The organism is Acinetobacter sp. ANC 4178 (assembly GCF_004331175.1).
Classification (GTDB): domain Bacteria; phylum Pseudomonadota; class Gammaproteobacteria; order Pseudomonadales; family Moraxellaceae; genus Acinetobacter.
This window is the reverse complement of the sequence record NZ_SJOD01000002.1, coordinates 144,387-164,411: the sequence shown is the minus strand read 5'-3', so window position 1 is coordinate 164,411 and position 20,025 is coordinate 144,387. Positions and strand designations below refer to the sequence as shown.

20 protein-coding genes and 1 pseudogene are annotated in these 20,025 nt (G+C 41.8%); 16 read left to right on the top strand and 5 right to left on the bottom strand.

Annotated features, from left to right (window positions below):
- Positions 1–147 precede the first annotated feature (147 nt).
- From E0H87_RS16335 to E0H87_RS05000, 15 genes and pseudogenes are all read left to right on the top strand, one after another.
- On the top strand, positions 148–477 hold the full coding sequence (locus E0H87_RS16335) for a transposase (RefSeq protein WP_413773107.1): 330 nt from the start codon (positions 148–150) through the stop codon (positions 475–477).
- 121 nt (positions 478–598) lie between these two features.
- Positions 599–1,081 (top strand): annotated as a pseudogene (locus tag E0H87_RS16330) (IS5 family transposase).
- Positions 1,082–1,286: 205 nt separating this feature from the next.
- Positions 1,287–2,570, top strand: coding sequence for a glycosyltransferase family 4 protein (locus E0H87_RS05060; protein WP_131322618.1), 1,284 nt, complete (start codon positions 1,287–1,289; stop codon positions 2,568–2,570).
- A 28-nt stretch (positions 2,571–2,598) separates the two neighbouring features.
- Complete coding sequence (locus E0H87_RS05055) at positions 2,599–3,150, top strand: phosphatase PAP2 family protein (RefSeq protein ID WP_131322617.1); 552 nt, start codon at positions 2,599–2,601, stop codon at positions 3,148–3,150.
- An 80-nt stretch (positions 3,151–3,230) separates the two neighbouring features.
- Complete coding sequence (iscX, locus tag E0H87_RS05050) at positions 3,231–3,431, top strand: Fe-S cluster assembly protein IscX (RefSeq protein WP_116760462.1); 201 nt, start codon at positions 3,231–3,233, stop codon at positions 3,429–3,431.
- Between the two features lie 126 nt (positions 3,432–3,557).
- Positions 3,558–3,989, top strand: coding sequence for a nucleoside-diphosphate kinase (ndk, locus tag E0H87_RS05045; RefSeq protein ID WP_004983508.1), 432 nt, complete (start codon positions 3,558–3,560; stop codon positions 3,987–3,989).
- Between the two features lie 123 nt (positions 3,990–4,112).
- Entirely contained in the window at positions 4,113–5,348 is a 1,236-nt protein-coding gene (gene rlmN, locus E0H87_RS05040; RefSeq protein ID WP_131322616.1) for a 23S rRNA (adenine(2503)-C(2))-methyltransferase RlmN, read from the top strand.
- Between the two features lie 45 nt (positions 5,349–5,393).
- Positions 5,394–6,179, top strand: a complete 786-nt coding sequence (gene pilW, locus E0H87_RS05035) for a type IV pilus biogenesis/stability protein PilW (RefSeq protein WP_165493944.1) — start codon at positions 5,394–5,396, stop codon at positions 6,177–6,179.
- Positions 6,170–6,964 (top strand): helix-turn-helix domain-containing protein, encoded by a 795-nt coding sequence (locus tag E0H87_RS05030; RefSeq protein ID WP_131322614.1) that lies wholly within the window; start codon positions 6,170–6,172, stop codon positions 6,962–6,964. Before pilW ends, E0H87_RS05030 begins: the two co-directional genes overlap by 10 nt.
- 20 nt (positions 6,965–6,984) lie before the next feature.
- Entirely contained in the window at positions 6,985–8,100 is a 1,116-nt protein-coding gene (gene ispG, locus E0H87_RS05025) for a flavodoxin-dependent (E)-4-hydroxy-3-methylbut-2-enyl-diphosphate synthase (protein ID WP_131322613.1), read from the top strand.
- The gene (gene hisS / locus E0H87_RS05020) at positions 8,097–9,392 is read left to right on the top strand and encodes a histidine--tRNA ligase (protein WP_131322612.1); all 1,296 of its coding nucleotides are present in this window, start codon (positions 8,097–8,099) and stop codon (positions 9,390–9,392) included. Before ispG ends, hisS begins: the two co-directional genes overlap by 4 nt.
- A 33-nt stretch (positions 9,393–9,425) precedes the next feature.
- Positions 9,426–10,130: a YfgM family protein gene (locus tag E0H87_RS05015; RefSeq protein WP_131322611.1), complete on the top strand. Its 705-nt coding sequence runs from the start codon at positions 9,426–9,428 to the stop codon at positions 10,128–10,130.
- Entirely contained in the window at positions 10,130–11,278 is a 1,149-nt protein-coding gene (gene bamB, locus E0H87_RS05010; RefSeq protein ID WP_131322610.1) for an outer membrane protein assembly factor BamB, read from the top strand. Before E0H87_RS05015 ends, bamB begins: the two co-directional genes overlap by 1 nt.
- A 165-nt stretch (positions 11,279–11,443) precedes the next feature.
- Positions 11,444–12,853 (top strand): ribosome biogenesis GTPase Der, encoded by a 1,410-nt coding sequence (gene der, locus E0H87_RS05005; RefSeq protein ID WP_131322609.1) that lies wholly within the window; start codon positions 11,444–11,446, stop codon positions 12,851–12,853.
- Positions 12,854–12,958: 105 nt separating this feature from the next.
- Positions 12,959–13,603: a 4'-phosphopantetheinyl transferase family protein gene (locus tag E0H87_RS05000; protein WP_165493939.1), complete on the top strand. Its 645-nt coding sequence runs from the start codon at positions 12,959–12,961 to the stop codon at positions 13,601–13,603.
- A 48-nt stretch (positions 13,604–13,651) separates the two neighbouring features.
- On the opposite strand, the gene secF is transcribed toward E0H87_RS05000, so the two are convergent.
- From secF to tgt, 4 genes are all read right to left on the bottom strand, one after another.
- Entirely contained in the window at positions 13,652–14,620 is a 969-nt protein-coding gene (gene secF, locus E0H87_RS04995) for a protein translocase subunit SecF (RefSeq protein WP_131322608.1), read from the bottom strand.
- Between the two features lie 8 nt (positions 14,621–14,628).
- Positions 14,629–16,530, bottom strand: coding sequence for a protein translocase subunit SecD (secD, locus tag E0H87_RS04990; protein ID WP_131322607.1), 1,902 nt, complete (start codon positions 16,528–16,530; stop codon positions 14,629–14,631).
- A 51-nt stretch (positions 16,531–16,581) separates the two neighbouring features.
- Positions 16,582–16,911 carry a preprotein translocase subunit YajC gene (yajC, locus tag E0H87_RS04985; RefSeq protein ID WP_016166200.1) on the bottom strand — a complete coding sequence of 110 codons (330 nt, stop codon included), beginning with the start codon at positions 16,909–16,911 and terminating at the stop codon, positions 16,582–16,584.
- Positions 16,912–17,009: 98 nt separating this feature from the next.
- Positions 17,010–18,140 carry a tRNA guanosine(34) transglycosylase Tgt gene (gene tgt, locus E0H87_RS04980; RefSeq protein ID WP_131322606.1) on the bottom strand — a complete coding sequence of 377 codons (1,131 nt, stop codon included), beginning with the start codon at positions 18,138–18,140 and terminating at the stop codon, positions 17,010–17,012.
- A 289-nt stretch (positions 18,141–18,429) separates the two neighbouring features.
- Between tgt and E0H87_RS04975 the strand changes: the two genes are divergently transcribed.
- The gene (locus E0H87_RS04975) at positions 18,430–19,356 is read left to right on the top strand and encodes a sensor domain-containing diguanylate cyclase (RefSeq protein WP_131322605.1); all 927 of its coding nucleotides are present in this window, start codon (positions 18,430–18,432) and stop codon (positions 19,354–19,356) included.
- 69 nt (positions 19,357–19,425) lie between these two features.
- On the opposite strand, the gene E0H87_RS04970 is transcribed toward E0H87_RS04975, so the two are convergent.
- Positions 19,426–19,992 carry a LemA family protein gene (locus tag E0H87_RS04970; protein ID WP_131322604.1) on the bottom strand — a complete coding sequence of 189 codons (567 nt, stop codon included), beginning with the start codon at positions 19,990–19,992 and terminating at the stop codon, positions 19,426–19,428.
- Positions 19,993–20,025: the final 33 nt, after the last annotated feature.

Sequence of the window (20,025 nt, the reverse complement as noted above, 5' to 3'; positions counted from 1 at the left end):
AAATGGGTTCTCATAGTTTTAATAATAAGAATTATAAAAGTATATAAATAATGAAAATTACATGTAATAAGTAAATAGATTGCAGTCTTAAGCGGTTTTGTTGCACAAATCTATTCTTAAAGGTTTCTTCAGCAATATAATTTCAAAATGAAGAAGTTTGCACTGAAAACCTATCGTACAACCAATTGGTCTTCCTATAACCGAGCTTTAATTAATCGAGGCAACATTTCCATTCGGTTTGATCCCAAAACACAATGGTATGCTCAGCCACACGGCAAGCATGGTCGAAATCAGACCTATTCCGATACAGCTATTCAATGTTGTTTGATGATCAAATCTCTATTTAGACTTTCTTTAAGGATGGTTACTGACTTTGTTCAAAGTCTCATTAAACTATCTGATTTGAATTGGTCAGCTCCAGATTATTCCACCCTTTGCAGAAGACAAAAGCATATTGATATTGCGATTAGCTATTAAAAAAAGTCGTGATGGTCTTCATCTACTCGTAGACTCAACTGGCTTAAGGTTTTTAGGTGAAGGTGAATGGAAACGTAACAAACTTCAGCCTGAATATCGTCGCCCATAGCGTAAGCTTCATATTGGTATAGATGCTAAAACCCTTCAAATTAGGGCTGTTCAGCTGACTACGAATAATGTTGGTGATTCTCACGTCCTCGGGAGTTTACTAGATCAAATCTCTCCTGATGAGCAAATTGATTCTATCTATGCAGATAGAGCTCATGACACCAAATATTACTGATAGGTAATTTCAGAGCGACGAGCACATGCAGTGATTCCACCTAGAAAAAATACGAAGCCTATGAAAGATAACAAACTGAGATCTTTAGAGAGAAATGAATTGCTGAAAACAGTTAAACACCAAGGAAAAACGACTTGGAAAAAGTGGTCTGGGTATCATTGTCGTAGTTTGGTGGAAACCAAGATGCATTGCATTAAATTATTAGGAGATAAACTCAATGCTAGAAACTTCGATAGTCAAATGGATGAGACTCATACCCGTATAGCAGTACTCAATAAGTTTGTAGAATTAGGCCGACCTCATATCCAAGTTGTCACTTAAATTTGAGTGATTTAGAAAAGTTCTATCTTTAAAGGCTTTATGCAACAAAGCCATTTCGTTGTAAAACCTTTAGGTTTTGTAAATGATCAACGAAAGGGAGGTAAAGGTTATCTCCCTTTTGTATTTCACGGGAATGTCAAACAACAATCATCAAACTGTAAAAAAAGACATCTAAGCTAAAAGAAAATCAAGCAATAGGTGTTATATGTCTTACATATCCACTGCGAGCCTGTTAAAACAACAAGATTTTCCAGAAAGTTTTAAGTTTTATTTTAGATTACAACAAAACAAAAACAGCAAAGAAGAAGTCAATGTTTTAAAAGACTTGGTTCGCCCACGGTTAAAAATAGCAATTGTTACAGAAACATGGCCGCCAGAAGTAAATGGGGTGGCGTTGTCCTTGATGCATCTCTGTAAGGGGTTGCAACGACAGGGACATAAAATCTTGCTGATTCGTCCAAATCAAACTACGCAAAGCATAGAGTTTTCCCCGAATAAAGAGTGTTTGGTCACTGCACAAAGTATTCCCAAATATCCAAGTTTACAATTTGGTTGGCCTCAGTTTCTAAAAGTAGCGAATGCCTTAGACGAGTTTATGCCGAATGTTGTTCATATTGTGACGGAAGGGCCTTTGGGCCTTACGGCCTTACACGCAGCTAAAAGCCGAAATATTCCTGTATCGAGTGGTTTTCATTCACCGTTTCAGGATTTCAGTCGCTTCTTTGATTTGGCTTTTTTGGTGAAACCGATACAGCATTATTTACGGTGGTTTCATAACAATACCCAACTGACCTGTGTTCCAAGTAAAGATACACAAAATGCCTTAAAGCAATTTGGGATTACTTGTCCGTTGGTTGTGGTGGGGCGGGGTGTAGACACGCAGCAATTTTCCCCGAACCATCGCTCTGATGCATATCGGTGCAGTTGGGGGGCAGATAGCAACACGACAGTGATGCTTTACGTGGGACGCTTGTCGCCCGAGAAAGAAATTGATGTATTGATTCGTAACTATATATGTATGCTGCAACGTTGTGAAAAACATTATAAATTGGTGATTACGGGGGATGGACCTGACCGTCAACGCTTAGAAGCTTTGGGTAAAGCACATGGAGTGATTTTTACAGGCAGCTTAACTGGTAAGAATCTTGCAAGTGTTTATGCCAGCGCAGATGTTTTTGTGTTTGCCAGCCAAGTAGAAACCTTTGGTAACGTTGTTTTAGAAGCAATGGCGAGTGGTTTACCCGTAGTGGCATATAATTATGCATGTGCTCATGCCCATATTGAACAGGGTAAAACGGGATGGCTGAGTCCATTAAATGATGTACATGCATTTTCAAATCAAATGCAGAATCTACCAAGACGACAACAACTGAATACTATGGGGCAAAGTGCCCGTCTTAACGTAATGGAAATGGGGTGGCATCATCCCGTGACTCAATTGGAACAAGCCCTATATCAAGTGGCAAAGGAAACTCGAATGATTGCATAAGCAAAACAAAAGCTTGAGGAGAGAAATTATGAATTTTAAGAATGCAAAAATAAAAATGCTCGATCTCGACTTAAAAGGCTGTTTATATCTGAACCATTTTTCCCATTCAGAACGAGTGGCACTTTTTTTTAAATTTATTAGCCGTTTAGGTGATGGTGTTTTTTGGTGCGCTATGTTGATGAGTCTTTGGATGTTGCAAGGTCTGTCTTATAGCTTACAAATGGTGTATTTGATTTTAGGCTCTTTACTGGGCACAGCCATTTATAAGATTCTCAAAACCAAAACTGTGCGCCCACGACCGTATCAGGTGCATCAAGTGATACGCCTGTGTGAGCGACCTTTAGACCATTTTAGTTTTCCCTCTGGACATACCTTGCATGCGGTCATGGCGAGTGTGGTAATCGGTTCAATTCAACCGATGTTATTGGTCTTAATGTTGCCCTTTACTGTGCTGGTTGCTTTGTCCCGTATGGTGCTCGGCTTGCATTATCCTAGTGATGTCGCTGTTGGCGCGGTAATAGGTGCGAGTGTTGCCGCGGTGATTATTGCGTGTGCACCAATGTTTAGTGTGGTCTTGTAGATTGAATCATGTTGAGCAGTTTTTCAGACATGATGAAATTTGTTAAAGTAGCCAATTCATAGCATAAATTAGGAACAGTCATGGGTTTACGTTGGACCGATACCATGGATATCGCGATTGAATTATATGAAGCACATCCAGATGTGGACCCGCAATGGATTCGTTTTACCGACTTACACGCGTGGGTGTGTGCTTTGCCTGACTTTAGTGATGATCCAACTAAGTCGACTGAAGGTTTGCTTGAGGCAATTCAAATGGCGTGGATTGACGAAGCCAGCTAATCCAGCATTTTTCTAGCAGCACATCGAAAAAATCTAGTTTTTTTACATTACAAAAGCTGATAGTTGCACATTATTCGGTATAATGCGGCAAAATTTTCACGTCTAATTTGACTTAAGGAGCCAATCATGGCTATTGAACGTACTTTATCTATCGTAAAACCAGACGCAGTTGCTAAAAACCACATTGGTGACATTTTTGCTCGTTTTGAAAAAGCTGGTCTTCAAATCGTTGCGACTAAAATGAAACACTTGACTCAAACTGAAGCTGAAGGTTTCTACGCAGAACACAAAGAACGTGGTTTCTTTGCTGACCTAGTTGCGTTCATGACTTCTGGTCCAGTTGTTGTATCTGTTCTTGAAGGCGAAAACGCAGTTCTTGCTCACCGCGAAATCCTTGGCGCAACTAACCCTAAAGAAGCTGCTCCAGGTACAATCCGCGCTGACTTCGCTGTAAGCATCGACGAAAACGCTGCTCACGGTTCTGACTCTGTAGCATCTGCTGATCGTGAAGTTAACTACTTCTTCGCTCAAACTGAGATTGCTCCGCGTACTCGTTAATTCGCAGTATTCGAACCAGATAAGTGTTATACTGCTTATCTGGTTTTTTTATTCTCTTTGAATTTATTTGCTTGAATATTGAGCAATCTCCTTCTATCTTCGACATGGTTTAGGTAATTACACATGAGTACTGAAGTGGTCGTTTCATCTGCAACGTCTGATGAATCGCAACAATCTTTGTCCACTCCAACACAGCAACCTTCTGTGGAAAAAGTGAATTTACTGGGCATGTCACGTCTTGAACTGGAACAATTCTTTGAAGCGATGGGCGAAAAGAAATTCCGTGCAGGACAGGTGATGAAGTGGATCCATCAATATTTTGTAACTGATTTTGCTGAAATGACCAACATTTCTGGCAAGTTGCGAGAAAAATTAGAGCGCGTATGTGAAGTCAAAGCGCCAGAAGTTGTACACCGTAACTATTCTAAAGATGGCACACGTAAATGGGTGTTCCGTGTCGGTGAAGGTACAGGTTCATTGGTTGAAACTGTTCTCATCCCAGCAGAAGATAAAACAGGTGCACGTAAAACTTTGTGTATTTCTTCACAAGTGGGTTGTGCCTTAGATTGTTCATTCTGTTCTACAGGTAAGCAAGGTTTCCAACGTGATTTAACCCCTGCGGAAATTATTGGTCAATTGTGGATGGCAAACTATTCCTATATGGAAGAAGTCCCTGTTGCTGAGCGTGAACGTACCGTGACCAATGTGGTTATGATGGGGATGGGCGAACCATTGCTGAATTATGATGCAGTCTTAAGCTCTATGCGCTTGATGCTGGATGATTTTGCTTATGGCATGTCAAAACGTCGTGTGACCCTGTCAACGTCAGGTGTAGTACCTAAAATTGATCAATTGGCACAAGATATTGATGTCGCTTTAGCAATTTCGCTACATGCGCCAAATGATGAATTGCGTAATGAATTGGTGCCAATTAATAAAAAATATCCTTTGGCTCAATTAATTGCAGCATGTCAGCGCTATTTGGCGAAAGATGGTAATGAAAGTGCACGTCGCCATGTCACGATTGAATATGTGATGCTGGATGGGGTGAATGACCATCCTGAACATGCACAACAACTATTGAAATTGTTAAAGAATTTACCAAGTAAAATTAATTTAATTCCCTTTAATCCGTTTCCGCATGCACCATATGGTCGCTCAAGTCGTAACCGTATTATTTCTTTCCAAAAAACTTTGTCTGATGCAGGATTTGTGTGTACGATTCGTCAGACACGTGGTGATGATATTGATGCTGCATGTGGACAGTTGGTTGGTCAAGTGGCTGACCGCACACGTCGTGCAGAGCAGTGGAAGAAAAAAGTGGCTGAGCGGAATGAGATTTTGCGCTCAAACGGATAATAAAGGGGCTATTAATTGAGTAAACCCACCTACAAATTTGCATGTATGACCATGTTTTGTCTTTCGGCGTCGTTGGTGGGTTGTATTACAACAACCACTTCGTCAGCACCAGGGTTTAAAAAAGACCCCGAGAAAGCCGTAGAAGTGCGTACTCAATTGGCCGCGGAATATATTCGTAAGGGTGACTTGGATGCAGCAAAACGTGCGCTCGATCAAGCATTAGAAATGGAGTCTCGTGATTCCACGGCAAATATGATGATGGGCGTGTTGCTACAGCAAGAAGGCAGCCCTGCGAATATGGAAAAAGCGGAAACGCATTTTAAGCGTGCAATTTCCGCAGATCCTAAAAATGCGCAAGCTCGTAACAACTATGGTACGTATTTATACGTCGTAGGGCGTTATAATGAGGCGATTGAACAATTAACAATTGCTGGTTCAACCCTAGGTTATGATCAGCGATTTAAGGCGTTGGAAAATTTAGGACGTATTTACTTAAAGTTGGGTGATACAGCGAATGCTGAAAAATCATTCAAGCAAGCATTGCAAGTGAATCCGAATTCTTATGTTTCAATGTTAGAGTTGTCGGAAATATTTTATTTAAGACAACAAATTCCTGCTGCAACACAGTTATATGAACAGTTTGTTCGTCTGGTTGGGCAGAAAAATCAGAGTGCGCGTGCATTATGGATTGGTATTCGTATTGCGCGAGCCAATGGCGATCAGATGGGTATGCAAGTGTTGGTAAACCAACTGCGTGCATTGTTCCCAGATAGCCAAGAATACACACGTTATTTGCAATTACAGTACAGTACTGAGGCCGTATGGAAGTAAATCCTAATTCACCGCAATCGAATGGTTCAAGCGTAGTACCTAATGCATTAGGAAATGTCCAGCGTCCTGGAGAATACTTACGCCAGAAACGTATTGCTCAAAAACGTGAATTAAGTCAAGTTGCTGCAGATTTAAAAATTCCTGTAAAAACTTTAACTGCATTAGAGCAAGATGAATATAAGTCTTTGCCTGAAGCAACCTTTATTAAAGGTTACTATCGCACTTATGCAAAATATTTAAATGTCGATGCAACCTCACTGATTCAGCGTTTTGATGAAATTTATGCCAATGATACAGGGATGGTACCTAATCATGCCTTGGATAATTCGCCAATCAAGATTATGGGTAAATTGCCAGGATCAAACAGTGAGCGTAACCGTAAATGGTTAAAACGATCTGTCATCATCATTATTATTTTAGTGATCTTGGCTGCAATTGTTGGCACGATTCAAAACTGGGGCTCATCGGGTTCTAATGCAGGAAGTAGTGCGGCAGATGCGAATAAATCTGAAGTTGAAGTCTTGTCCGTAGGCGGTGCAACCGCAGTTTCTGGTGATCAATTGGTCTTGAATTTTAATCGTCCGACCTCAGTTCATATTGTGGATTCGACGGGTAAAGTTTTAGCGACAGGTCGTCAAGCCAATACTTTAACCTTAAATGGTGAGGCCCCATTCCAAATTCGTTTGGATGATGCATCAGCAGTGTCATTAAGTTTGAACAATGAGCAGATTTCATTGTCACCATACACGGTAAATGGGAAAGCAGAATTCCGTTTATCTCGCTAATGGTGCCAGAGTAAATAATCATGATTGTAAACCCGATTCAACGCCGTACTACCCGCAAAATTCGTGTGGGTTCTGTTTACGTCGGAGGTGATGCTCCGATCAGTATTCAAAGTATGACCAATACTGAAACTTGTGATGTCGATGCGACTGTGGCTCAGATTCAGCGCTGTGCGGATGCGGGCGCTGACATTATGCGAGTTTCTGTGCCTTCGATGGAAGCAGCAGAAGCTTTTGGTGAAATTCGTAAACGCGTGCAAGTGCCTTTGGTGGCAGATATTCACTTCGATTATAAAATCGCATTAAAAGTGGCCGACATGGGCGCAGATTGTTTACGTATTAATCCGGGTAATATTGGCTCGGAAGCGAAAATTCGTGAAGTGGTCGCTGCGGCGCGTCATCATGATATTTCTATGCGTATTGGTGTAAATGCGGGTTCTTTGGAAAAAGACATTCAAAAGAAATATGGTGAACCGACAGGTCAAGCACTGCTTGAATCGGCAATGCGTCATATTGATATCTTAGACCGTTTGAATTTTCATGAATTTAAGGTTTCTGTAAAAGCATCGAATGTGTTTTTGACCATGGATGCTTACCGTTTATTATCACAGCAGATTGATAACCCCTTGCATTTAGGGGTTACCGAAGCGGGGATTTATCGTACGGGTTCAGTAAAATCAGCCATTGCATTGGGTGGTTTGTTAATGGAAGGCATTGGAGACACCATGCGTATTTCATTGGCAGCAGAACCAGAAGAAGAAGTTAAAATTGGTTTTGATATTTTAAAATCACTCAGTCTTCGTTCAAATGGCATTAACTTTATTGCTTGCCCAAGCTGTTCACGACAAGAATTTAATGTGATTTCAGTGATGCAAGCTTTAGAAGAGCGTTTGGAAGACATTCGTACCCCAATGGACGTATCGGTCATTGGTTGTAAGGTGAATGGACCAGGCGAAGCCAAAGAGGCTGATATTGGCGTGGTGGGGGCAAGTCCACGTTCGCTTGTGTATCGAAATGGCGAGAAAAGCCATCTCATTGATACCAACCAGTTGGTTGATGAAATCGAAACAATGGTTCGTCAACGTGTTCTAGAGCTTGAAGAAGCTAAATCTAAAGAGATCATTCGTAGTTCATCATGAGTTCAATTGTCGCAATCAAAGGTTTTAATGACATCCTTCCATCGCAAACACCTGCATGGAGACGTCTAGAGCAACATTTAGCATCTTTAATGGATGCCTATGGCTATCAACAAATCCGTTTGCCTATTGTTGAACAAACCAATTTGTTCAAACGTTCGATTGGTGATGCAACGGATATCGTTGAAAAAGAAATGTATACGTTCTTGGATAAAGGCAATCCGCCTGAGTCTTTGACGCTGCGTCCTGAAGGAACGGCTGGTTGTGTGCGTGCCATGCTTGAGCATAACTTGCTCCGTGGTGCGACACCGCGTGTGTGGTATATCGGACCAATGTTCCGTTATGAAAAACCACAAAAAGGTCGTTACCGCCAGTTCCATCAGTTTGGTGTGGAAACTTTTGGTGTGGCGACGCCAGATATGGATGCTGAGCTGATTTTGATGACGGCACGCCTATGGAAACGTATGGGTGTGGCGGATAAAGTACAGCTTGAATTGAATACTTTAGGTGAGTCGGATGAGCGTGCCGCTTATCGTGCAGCTTTGGTTGAGTTCTTAGAATCACATAAAAATGATTTGGATGAAGATTCACAACGCCGTTTGACCACCAATCCACTGCGTATTCTTGACTCTAAAGATGCAAAAACCCAAGCCATTTTAGAAAATGCGCCAAAATTGCATGACTTTATGGGGGAAGAGACCTTACAGCACTTTGCAACTTTGCAGCAGTATTTAACTGATGCGGGTGTGAGCTTTGTGATTAACCAGAAATTGGTTCGTGGTTTAGACTATTACAACAAAACTGTATTTGAATGGACCACCACGCATTTGGGTTCACAAGGTACGGTATGTGCGGGTGGTCGTTATGATGGTTTGGTTGGACAGCTAAAAGGAAAGGCTGATCAGTCTGTACCCGCGGTTGGTTTTGCCATGGGGATAGAGCGTTTATTACTTTTGCTTGAACAAGTCGAAGAAGCTGCTCCAATTCGTGATTGTGAGATTTTCTTGGTGGCAGATCCTGCCTCTCAAGGGAAGGCGTTGGTTTTGGCGGAACAATTCCGTAATCAGTTAGACACGGCACAAAGCTCATTGCGTTTAAAAGTCGGCTCACAAGGTTCAATGAAAAGCCAAATGAAAAAGGCAGATCAATCTGGTGCTTTGTATGCTTTGATTTTGGGTGAGCGTGAGTGGGAAGCACAGCAGCTATTGGTCAAAACTTTGGCTACCGCAGAACAGACCGAAGTCGCAATTGCTGATGTCGTGCCATACTTCATCGAAAAATTTTCTTCAAAATAAGAGTCAAATAACATTTAGGAAAAGGGTAATCAAATGAGCGCATCATTGAGTGAAGAAGAACAACTTGAGGGTTTAAAGTCTTTCACTAAAAAATATGGTTCGGCCATCATTAGTGGGATTTTAATTGCGTTGATTGCCTTTTTCGGTTGGGAATATTGGCAAAAGAAAAACCTTGCAGAATCGCAAATGCAAACTGCAAAAGTTCAGCAATTGATGGATGATGCGCGTAATGTGCAAGCTAATCCGAATGCGATGACTGAGTTGACTGAAGCTGCGGATAAAATTGTGAAAGATGATCCTGATTCTGCACAGGCGATTCAGACTCAATTTGTGATGGCGAAGTTGGCTTATGACAAGGGTGACTATGCTGGTGCAGAGAAAGCCCTGAAAAAGGTTGAAAACTCTAAAGTCAAAGATAGTGGTTTAACACAAATCGTGAAACTACGTTTGGCTTATGCACAGTTGGCGCAAAATAAATATGACGATGCCCTTAAATCTTTAGCTCTGGTTACCGATCCAGCCTTCAAAGCAACGGCTGATGAAGCGCGTGGTGATGTATACGTTGCGAAGAGTGATATTGAAAATGCGAAAAAAGCATATCAAAGTGCATGGGATGCGTTAATTGAGCGTAAACAAGAGCGCCAAATTTTACAAATTAAACTCGAAAGTGTTGGCGTTTTAGTGGATGATCCTGAAATCGAACGCCCAATTTTAGAAACACACGTGGATGAGTCTTAATGGATAGAAAATATAAAATACCGTTTGCACTAACAATTTTGACGCTGGCTTTAGTCGGTTGTTCGAGTAACAAAATTAAAGTTGAAGATGTCAAACCAAGTCCATTACCTAAACTTGAACAATCGAAAAGTTTAGCGCCTGTTTTTTCTGAAAGTGTTTCTTCGACTTCAGAAGCAGATCCACTACGTTTGCAATTGGACATCGATAATGGGGTAATTTTCATTGCCAGCCCTAAAGGTGAAGTCACCGCCTATCGTGGTAAAGATAAAGTTTGGAGTAAAAAAGTCTCTAAGCAAGGTCTAAGCTCGGGCGTAGAAGCCAAAGATGGTTTGGTCATTGTTGGAAACCATAAAGGTCAATTGTTTGCACTAGATCAAGCCACGGGCGAACAAAAGTGGACTGCTCAATTAACAGGAGCAATTCTAGCGCCCTCATTGGTACAATCAGGTCGTGTGGTGACTGTCAGTAATGATGGTACGGTTTACGCGCACGATTTAGAGTCTGGGCAGCAAGTCTGGAGTTATGATTTACCAAGCGTACAATTTAGCTTACGTGGTACTTCAACGCCTGTAGCACTCGATGCACGTACTGTATTGGTGTCTTCTGCAAATGCTTATGTCTATGCTTTAGATGTACTCAGTGGTGTCCCTCGTATGCAGCGCCGTGTAGCGGTGAGTGATGGTCGTTCGGACATTCAGCGCTTAAATGATGTGGATGGTGACCCAGTGGTCGCAGGTCAGCTTTTAGTGACCACCAGTTTCCAAGGGCAAGTGACTGCAACAGACTTGGCTTCACAACAAGTGATTTGGAGTGAAGATGCCAGCAGTACCAAACGTCCTGAAGTTGCAGACAATAAAGTCTTTGTTGCACAAGCAGATGGCAAGCTAGTGGCCTATGATCTGGCGACAGGTCAGCAATTGTGGCAGAATGAGCAACTTTTAAACCGAGAGCTGAGTAATCCAGTACTCTTTGGTCAAGACCTTGTGGTCGGGGATTTAGATGGCGTATTACATCTGATTGACCCGAATTCAGGTCGGTTAATTGGTCGTGCCAAAACCAGTGGTGCTGTACGTACATTGCGTGTTATTGAAGGTCAACTCACAGTCGCGACACGTAAGGGTGCATTTAGCGTTTGGCAGAATCGTTAATTTTCATCTGCCTTATGTTAAACTAAGCCAAATCCGTATTTTTAAACACGGGGTATTTGAGAAATTTCAATGCCCCGTGTTTTATTTAGTATTATTCTTAAATATCTTCCATTTTTCTGATGTTCAGACCAGTCGCACTGGCTGATCTTGAATAAAGGTTAAACTATGAAACCCGTAATTGCGCTCATTGGTCGTCCGAACGTCGGAAAATCAACCCTATTTAACCAAATTACCAAAAGTCGTGATGCTTTGGTGGCGGACTTTGCGGGTCTGACACGTGACCGTAAATATGGTGATGCGGTTTATCAAAATAAATCTTTCATTGTGGTCGATACAGGTGGTATTGGCGAAAATGAAGGCGGTATTGACACTTACATGGCGGAGCAGTCTAAAACTGCGATTCATGAAGCAGATATCATTGTGTTTGTGGTGGATGCACGCGCAGGTTTATTGGCTTCTGATGAACAAATTGCCCGTGAACTGCGTACTTTAGGTAAAAAAGTTTACCTTGTGGCGAATAAGGTCGATGGCGTGCATGCTGAAGCTGCGCTGGTTGAATTCTATAAACTCGGTATGGGTGAGCCACTGCAAGTAGCGGCAAGTCATGGTCGTGGCGTACAGCAAATGCTGGAAGACGTGTTGCAGGATGTGCCTGAAGACGAGAGTCCAGAAGAGCATGACAAAAACACAGGCTTACGTTTAGCGATTATTGGCCGTCCGAACGTGGGTAAATCAACGCTAGTCAACCGTTTGTTGGGTGAAGAGCGTGTGGTGGCATTTGACCAACCGGGTACAACCCGTGACTCCATTTATATTCCTTTCGAGCGTGATGGTCGTCAATATACGCTGATTGATACTGCGGGTGTACGTCGTAAAGGTAAGGTCGATGAAATGATCGAGAAATTCTCGATTGTGAAAACCTTACAAGCCATGAAGGATGCACATGTAGTTGTGATTGTAGTGGATGCCCGCGAAGGCATTGTAGAGCAAGACTTACACTTGATTGGTTATGCCTTAGAAGCAGGGCGTGCCATGGTGATTGCGATCAATAAATGGGACAACATGTCTGAATATGATCGTAAGCAATGTAAGTTAGATGTTGAGCGTCGTTTTGACTTTATTCCTTGGGCAAAAATCCACTTAATTTCTGCACTGCATGGTACAGGTGTAGGCGAAATGTACCCATCGATCCACCGTGCTTATGAATCTTCACATTTGAAAGTTTCACCTGCCAAAATCACGCAAATTTTGAGTGATGCTGTGGATGCACATCAACCACCAATGGTGGGCGGTCGTCGTATTAAAATGCGTTATGCGCATATGGGTGGGCAAAATCCACCAACGATTGTGATTCATGGTAACAAAGTTGATAAAACACCAGCAGATTACCGTCGCTACTTGGAAAATGTGTTCCGTCGTGTGTACAAATTGGAAGGTACGCCTGTGCGTATTGAGTTTAAAACCTCTGAAAATCCATTTGAAGGGCGTAAGTCACAAGTGGATGAACGCACTGCTGCACGTAAACGTCGTTATGTTCAGAAGTTCAAAAAAGCTGAGAAAAAATTCAAACGTTAATTTTCAGTTCGTTTAAACGATGAAAAAGCCCAAAGATGACTTTGGGCTTTTTCTTTTGTATTCGGTTTCTTTTAGAATGAGGCTGCACATAATGAGGAGATATGCGTGACGAAATTGATTCATATAGATGTCAGCCGCTTAGAGCAGATGATTCAGTTGCCTGCGGATTTAGACCGTAAAGCCAAAATACAGCAACAAAAACAGGCGATCTATCAATTTCGGAATCAGTTGCTCTCGCAACATATGCAACACGAGATCCAAAATACAGATATTTCTAAGACTGAATATGGAAAACCCTATCTGACAGAATTTCCTCAAGTGGCATTCAATCATAGCCATAGCCATAAACACTACGCTTTAGCCTATAGCGATACGGTTAAACAGGTCGGTATAGATATTGAGGATTTGGACCGAAAGGTTCGATTTGAAGCCTTGGCACAACATGCATTTCACCCTGATGAGCTTGAACATTGGGCTGAATTAGAATATTCAGAAGAGTTTTGGTTTAGGGTTTGGACCACTAAAGAAGCGGTCTTAAAAGCCTCGGGTTTGGGGATTCGACTGAGTTTGAATGAGTTGAATACACAGGTGCATCCAATTCAGCATGGTGGGATGTGTCAGCACGCGATGCTAGGAAGTTTTGCTTATCAGAACTATCATTTAGGTCAAACGATGCTGACAGTGGCTTGGCAGGCAGGGCCCTCATGTCGAGGCTTCCAGTGGCCACAGATTCAATTGATTCAGCATTAAAAAAGCCCATCCGAGGATGAGCTTAAGTGTGAGTCTGTTGTTTAGGAATTAAGGAATCTCTTCCTCATCAAACTCAGGTTTAATTTGCACGATAAAGTCTTGACGATTTAGACCACGCCATAGGGCATAAGCAGTTGCAATATAAATCGAAGAATACGTACCTGCAAACACACCGATAAACATTGCCACCGAGAACCAGCGTAGACCTTCACCGCCCATAATGAGCATCGCCACCACGACCAATAACAAGGTCATGGAGGTGTGGACAGTTCGGCGTAAAGTTTCAGTGAGGGCAATATCGATTACTTCACGAGGGGATGCGCCTCGAATTTTACGGAAGTTCTCGCGGATACGGTCTGATACTACGATGTTATCGTTGAGTGAGAAACCAATCACGGCAAGCACTGCAGCCAAAGTGGTCAGATCGAATGGCCATTGCATGAATGCAAATACCCCTAAAATCACCAAAATATCGTGAAAGAGGGAGAGGATTGCGCCCACAGCCAATTTGAACTCAAAGCGAATGGTTACGTAGATCAACATCAAGATCAGTGCAAGTGCAACTGCACCCGCAGAACGAACATAGAGTTCATTCCCGACTTGACCACCGACAGCATCGACTTTATGTAGCGTAGCTGTGTTATTGGGAACTTGCACCGCTTTGGCCAAGGTGTTATTCAAATCTTCAACACTGGTTTTTTGCACAGGCATACGAATGAGTACATCTGTGTTACTGCCGAGGGTTTGCACCACGGCATGTTCAAAGCCTGTGGCTTGAAGTGATTTAACAATTTGCTCTTGGTCAACAGGTTTTGCATAGGTTACTTCCGCAGAAATACCCCCAGTAAAGTCTAAACCTAAGTTAAGACCATTCACGGCAATAAAGAAGATACTGGCAATGGTAATTAAAATTGACGCGAAGGCAGCAGGTTTGCTGATCTTCATAAAGCCAATTACACGCTCATTGTCAGGGCGACCATATTGTTTTGATTTAGGTTGAGTCATGTCAGTCATCATCGATCTCCTTAAATGCTCAACTTTTTCAAGTCACGCTTTTTGCCATAAATCAATTGTACGACTGCACGAGTGACCGTAATAGAGGTAAACATCGAGCAGACAATACCAATCATATGGGTGACTGCAAAGCTTTTGATTGGACCTGAACCGATGGCAAACAAAATGAAAGCGACAATAAAGGTGGTTAAGTTCGAGTCTAAAATAGTGTTATAGGCGCGATCATAACCCGCAATAATGGCTTGTTTCGGAGAGGCTCCCCATTTCATTTCCTCTCGTATTCGCTCACAGATGAGGACGTTGGCATCGACCGCCATACCAATGGTGATGATGATACCTGCAATACCCGGAAGCGATAGGGAGGCGCCAATCCAAGACATTACGGTCAGGATCATGGCAATATTGATGACTAGGGCTAAATTGGCAATTAAACCAAATAGACGGAAGAACACTACCATCCAGATCGCCACCAGTAAGAAACCGATTTGGGTGGATAATACACCTTTATCAATGTTCTCTTGACCAAGGCTAGGACCAACCACACGTTCTTCTACAAAGTACATTGGCGCTGCTAATGCACCTGCACGTAACATGAGGGCAAGTTCAGCAGCTTCTTGAGGAGAGTCTAAGCCCGTGATACGGAATTGAGAGCCCAATACGGCTTGAATGGTTGCAGCATTAATGACTACAGATTCTGCATATGGTGTACGAACTTCAGTTTGTGCACCAGTTTTAGGGTCAGTGACATAGCTAATTTTTTGTTTATTTTCGATAAACAATACCGCCATACGTTTGCCCACAGAGTTACGTGTAGCATCTGCCATAAGCTTACCACCCGCGCTGTCGAGGGTAATATTCACTTCTGCACCGCCAGTATCCTGACTAAAGCCAGAAGAGGCATTTTGAACGCGTTCACCCGTCAAAATACGGTTGCGGTTAAGCAATAATTCACGACCGCTATCAAGTGACTGATAGGCAAATACTTCCGTACCTGGAGGGAGTGGTTGACCATTATATTTACCTGTATACGGGTCGATATATTGATCATTCTGGTCAGATACCAGACGGAACTCTAAGTTTGCAGTACGACCCAAAACACGTTTGGCTTCGGCTGTATCTTGTACACCTGGTAATTCCACTACAATGCGGTTACTACCTTGGGTTTGAACAAGCGCTTCTGCAACACCTAATTCATTAATACGGTTACGTAAAGTGGTTAAGTTTTGATTGACTGCATACGATTGAATTTCTTGCTTACGCGCATCGGTATAGGTCAAACGCAAGCTAGAGCCTGTATCTGATGCAACTGCTTGCTGAGCAAATTCGGTATTTTTGCTACGTAGGAAGTCCATGACTGCATCACGATCGGTATTGTTCGCAAATTGCAAAGTCATCGTATTGTTATTCAATGAAAGACTATTGAATTTCAATTTATTGTCACGCAATTGACGACGTAAATCGGTTGCAGAGGTTTCCATACGTTGGCTGATGGCTTTGTCCATATCCACTTCAAGCAAGAAGTGAACACCACCACGCAAGTCCAAACCAAGCTTCATTGGTTTCGCACCAATTTTTTGCAACCATTCTGGCGTGGTTGGGGCAAGGTTTAGCGCAACAATATAGTTATCTCCAAGACCACGACGTAATGCATCTTTGGCTTTTAACTGGGCTTCAGATGAATCTAGACGGAGCAATGCAGCGTTATTGGTAAAGCTATTGTCATGCGTTGCAATATTTTCGCTTTTTAAAATTTGCTCTGCTTTTTGTATGATGCTTTGGTCAATTTGAGTACCAGCTTTGGCACCTGAAATTTGAACAGCAGGTTCATCAGGATACAAACTTGGCAGGGCATATAATGTACTGACCACGAGAACCACGAGAATCAGTAGATATTTCCATGCTGGGTAACGCATTTGTTTTCTTCTTAAAATGAAAAAGTCGTGCGGGTGCACGACTATTTTTGATTAAAGGTTATTTAATGTGCCTTCAGGAAGAACTGAAATCACACTTGCGCGTTGAATTTTTACTTCTACACCACGGTTTAATTCAACCACTGCAAAATCACCTTCAATTTTAGTAATTTTACCCATCAAACCACCAGCAAAAACAACTTCACTTCCAACGCCTAAGCTTTCTACTAAAGAACGGTGTTCTTTAGCACGCTTAGATTGCGGACGCCAAATCAAGAAATAGAAAATTGCGACAAAAACCGCAATCATAAGTAAGTTCGTTACGAGGCTTGGTTGCTGTGCAGCTTCACCTGCTGCGTGAGCAGTAGAAATAAAAAGGCTCATTTCAATTTCCTAAACAATAAACTGGTATCAATTTGATAATAAATAGACTTGCTCTGCAATTTACCTTGTCTTTTTCTTCAGCGCAAATGCTGAAAGAATTAATCTTGCGGACAAGGAGGTACTTCTAAACCACGACGTTGATAAAAGTCTTCAACAAAAGCATCAAACGTCCCGTTATCGAGTGCATCACGAATGTCTTGGGTGAAGCGCTGGTAGTAACGTAAGTTGTGGATGGTACCTAACATTGAACCCAACATTTCGCCGCATTTTTCTAAATGGAATAGATATGCGCGGGTAAAGTTGGTACAGGTGTAGCAATCGCAGTGTGGATCAAGCGGTTGTTGATCATGACGGTATTTACTGTTACGGATACGCACTAAACCATCCGTCACAAAGTAGTGACCATTTCGTGCATTACGCGTTGGCATCACGCAGTCAAACATATCTACGCCACGGCGGATACCTTCAACAATGTCTTCAGGCTTGCCGACACCCATTAAATAACGTGGTTTATCGGCAGGCATTTTAACTGGAAGATAATCCAGTACTTTGATCATTTCTTCTTTCGGTTCACCGACAGAAAGACCACCAATCGCATAACCGTCAAAACCAACTTCAAGTAAGCCTTTTAATGACTCATCACGAAGGTCTTCATACATGCCGCCTTGAATAATGCCAAATAAAGCATTTTTATTGTTTAATTCATCGTGGTGATGAGTTTTACAACGCTTGGCCCAACGTAATGAAAGTTGCAATGACTTTTGTGCTTCTTCATGCGTCGCTGGATACGGCGTACATTCATCAAAAATCATGACGATGTCAGAATTTAAAGTTTTTTGAATTTCCATCGAAATTTCAGGCGATAAGAAAACTTTAGAACCATCAATCGGAGAGCGGAAAGTTACACCTTCTTCCTTAATTTTACGCATAGCACCAAGACTGAAGACTTGGAAGCCGCCTGAGTCGGTTAAAATAGGTTTGTCCCACTTCATGAACTTGTGTAAGCCGCCATGTGCTTCAATCACATCTAAGCCTGGGCGTAGGTAGAGGTGAAAAGTATTCCCTAAAATAATTTGTGCTTGAATATCTTCAATATCACGTGGCAGCATGCCTTTGACTGTGCCATAGGTACCAACAGGCATAAATACAGGTGTTTCAACTACACCATGTTCAAGTGTTAAGCGACCACGGCGGGCACGCCCTGATTGCGCAAGTTTTTCAAACTTCATACAAATTCCAAATCAAGGCGAAAAAACAGTTCGCTGATTGTTCGAGCTAAAAAGAGAGCTATTTTCCTCGATTCTGTACTTAAACGCCAGTTTTGTGATGTATTGAACTGTTAATTCTGATTCATGAATTACAAAAAAATGAGAGAAAAGCATGCGGGATTGGAAGTTTGCATTATTTTTGCTTGTGTAATGATTTGTTTCTATTTTACCTAAAAATAGTGATTAAATTGTAAGTGAAATTGGTATCTACTAATTCTTTACGCTGGCTGTGTGTTCTTAGGGGTGGGTAATGAGTGAATTAAAAGAATGGGAATTTTATAAAACATTGCTCGAAACGACCAATGCGATTCCTTGGCAAATTAATTGGGATACCAAAGAATTTAGTTATATTGGACCGCAAATTGAAACATTAATGGGGTGGTCGCAAGACAGTTGGAAAACTGCACAAGATTGGATTGATCGCATTCATCCAGATGATCGAGACAAGACGGTTGGGATGTGTATTCAACTCTCCGATGATGGTACCGATCATGAAGCCGATTATCGCGCTTTAACCCAAGACGGAGGATATGTCTGGATACGCGATGTTGTGCATGTGATTCGTGAAAATGATAAAACCATTGCCATTATTGGGTTCATGTTTGATATTTCTGAACGCAAAAGCATGGAGTTGGAACTCGAGGAGTTGAACAAAAAGAACCAAGCGTTATTACTGCAAGATCCCTTGACGCAGGTGGCAAATCGTAAAGCACTGAATGAACGGATTGAACATGAGTTTAAACGTGCAGAGCGAAATGCACGACCACTTTCAGTATTGTTTATTGATATAGATCATTTTAAAAAATACAACGATGATTTTGGACATTTACAAGGTGATCAGTGTTTGATTGCAGTGGCGCAGTTATTAAAAAATCAGTTTAGTCGAGCCTACGATTTTGTGGCGCGCTTTGGCGGGGAAGAGTTTGTGGTGATTTTGCCTGAAACCACACTTGAAGATGCAGTTTCATCGGCTGAACGTTTCCGTAAAGCGGTGGCTCATTTGACCATACCAAGTCTGGCTGCAAGTCAGCATGCTGATATTACAGTCAGCATTGGTGTGAATACACATGGCGCAGGGCAAAATTATTTAAACGTGTCTAGCTTTTTGCAGTCAGCAGATCAATTGTTGTATCAGGCAAAAGCCGAAGGGCGTAATCAGGTTCGTTTTCTATCGTAAGAATACTTAAGAGAGATTTAAACAGCATGGTGAATGCGTATTCACCATGCCGTACTTTGTGTTAAATCATTAGAAATTCGGACGATAATCAAAATTTTGCATAGCTGCTGTATCACGAAATGGTCGAATGGCTTTTTTGCCAGTAGTCATGGTGTTAATAATGTTGTTTGGGAAAATCTGGATGTGATTATTAAATAATTCAACGTTGCGATTAAAAATGGTAATCGCAGCGCCCACATTTTCGTTTTGCTCTTCAATTTCATTCATCATTTTGAGATAAATTTCGTTGGCTTTAAGCTCAGGGTAATTTTCAACCACAACATTGAGGCTATGCATGAGCTCTTTATTTAAGTTCTCAATACGCTGTAACTGTGATACATCGGCAGTATTTGCATTCAAATTTAAAATGTTCTGACGCAATTCGGTCACTTTTTCTAAAGTGCCTTTTTCAAAACTTGAATATTGCTCTACCAAGGGTGCAAGCGCATCTAAAATTTTAATTTTTTGACGTTCATAACTGGCGACATCTGACCAAGCACGAATGGTGGCATTATGATGGCGCACAATATTATTGCGAATGAAAATAATGGCGACAATGGCAATAATAATTAGCAATAATAAAATAAAAAGTCCCATGTTGCCCCTCTTGAATGCTTGTACATTTTTGTT

Excerpts from the sequence above, each read along its gene's own strand:
- E0H87_RS16335 (WP_413773107.1), top strand. The coding sequence starts at position 148 with ATGAAGAAGTTTGCACTGAAAACCTATCGTACAACCAATTGGTCTTCC.
- E0H87_RS05060 (WP_131322618.1), top strand. The coding sequence starts at position 1,287 with ATGTCTTACATATCCACTGCGAGCCTGTTAAAACAACAAGATTTTCCA.
- E0H87_RS05055 (WP_131322617.1), top strand. The coding sequence starts at position 2,599 with ATGAATTTTAAGAATGCAAAAATAAAAATGCTCGATCTCGACTTAAAA.
- iscX (WP_116760462.1), top strand. The coding sequence starts at position 3,231 with ATGGGTTTACGTTGGACCGATACCATGGATATCGCGATTGAATTATAT.
- ndk (WP_004983508.1), top strand. The coding sequence starts at position 3,558 with ATGGCTATTGAACGTACTTTATCTATCGTAAAACCAGACGCAGTTGCT.
- rlmN (WP_131322616.1), top strand. The coding sequence starts at position 4,113 with ATGAGTACTGAAGTGGTCGTTTCATCTGCAACGTCTGATGAATCGCAA.
- pilW (WP_165493944.1), top strand. The coding sequence starts at position 5,394 with ATGACCATGTTTTGTCTTTCGGCGTCGTTGGTGGGTTGTATTACAACA.
- E0H87_RS05030 (WP_131322614.1), top strand. The coding sequence starts at position 6,170 with ATGGAAGTAAATCCTAATTCACCGCAATCGAATGGTTCAAGCGTAGTA.
- ispG (WP_131322613.1), top strand. The coding sequence starts at position 6,985 with ATGATTGTAAACCCGATTCAACGCCGTACTACCCGCAAAATTCGTGTG.
- hisS (WP_131322612.1), top strand. The coding sequence starts at position 8,097 with ATGAGTTCAATTGTCGCAATCAAAGGTTTTAATGACATCCTTCCATCG.
- E0H87_RS05015 (WP_131322611.1), top strand. The coding sequence starts at position 9,426 with ATGAGCGCATCATTGAGTGAAGAAGAACAACTTGAGGGTTTAAAGTCT.
- bamB (WP_131322610.1), top strand. The coding sequence starts at position 10,130 with ATGGATAGAAAATATAAAATACCGTTTGCACTAACAATTTTGACGCTG.
- der (WP_131322609.1), top strand. The coding sequence starts at position 11,444 with ATGAAACCCGTAATTGCGCTCATTGGTCGTCCGAACGTCGGAAAATCA.
- secF (WP_131322608.1), bottom strand. The coding sequence starts at position 14,620 with ATGATGACTGACATGACTCAACCTAAATCAAAACAATATGGTCGCCCT.
- secD (WP_131322607.1), bottom strand. The coding sequence starts at position 16,530 with ATGCGTTACCCAGCATGGAAATATCTACTGATTCTCGTGGTTCTCGTG.
- yajC (WP_016166200.1), bottom strand. The coding sequence starts at position 16,911 with ATGAGCCTTTTTATTTCTACTGCTCACGCAGCAGGTGAAGCTGCACAG.
- tgt (WP_131322606.1), bottom strand. The coding sequence starts at position 18,140 with ATGAAGTTTGAAAAACTTGCGCAATCAGGGCGTGCCCGCCGTGGTCGC.
- E0H87_RS04975 (WP_131322605.1), top strand. The coding sequence starts at position 18,430 with ATGAGTGAATTAAAAGAATGGGAATTTTATAAAACATTGCTCGAAACG.
- E0H87_RS04970 (WP_131322604.1), bottom strand. The coding sequence starts at position 19,992 with ATGGGACTTTTTATTTTATTATTGCTAATTATTATTGCCATTGTCGCC.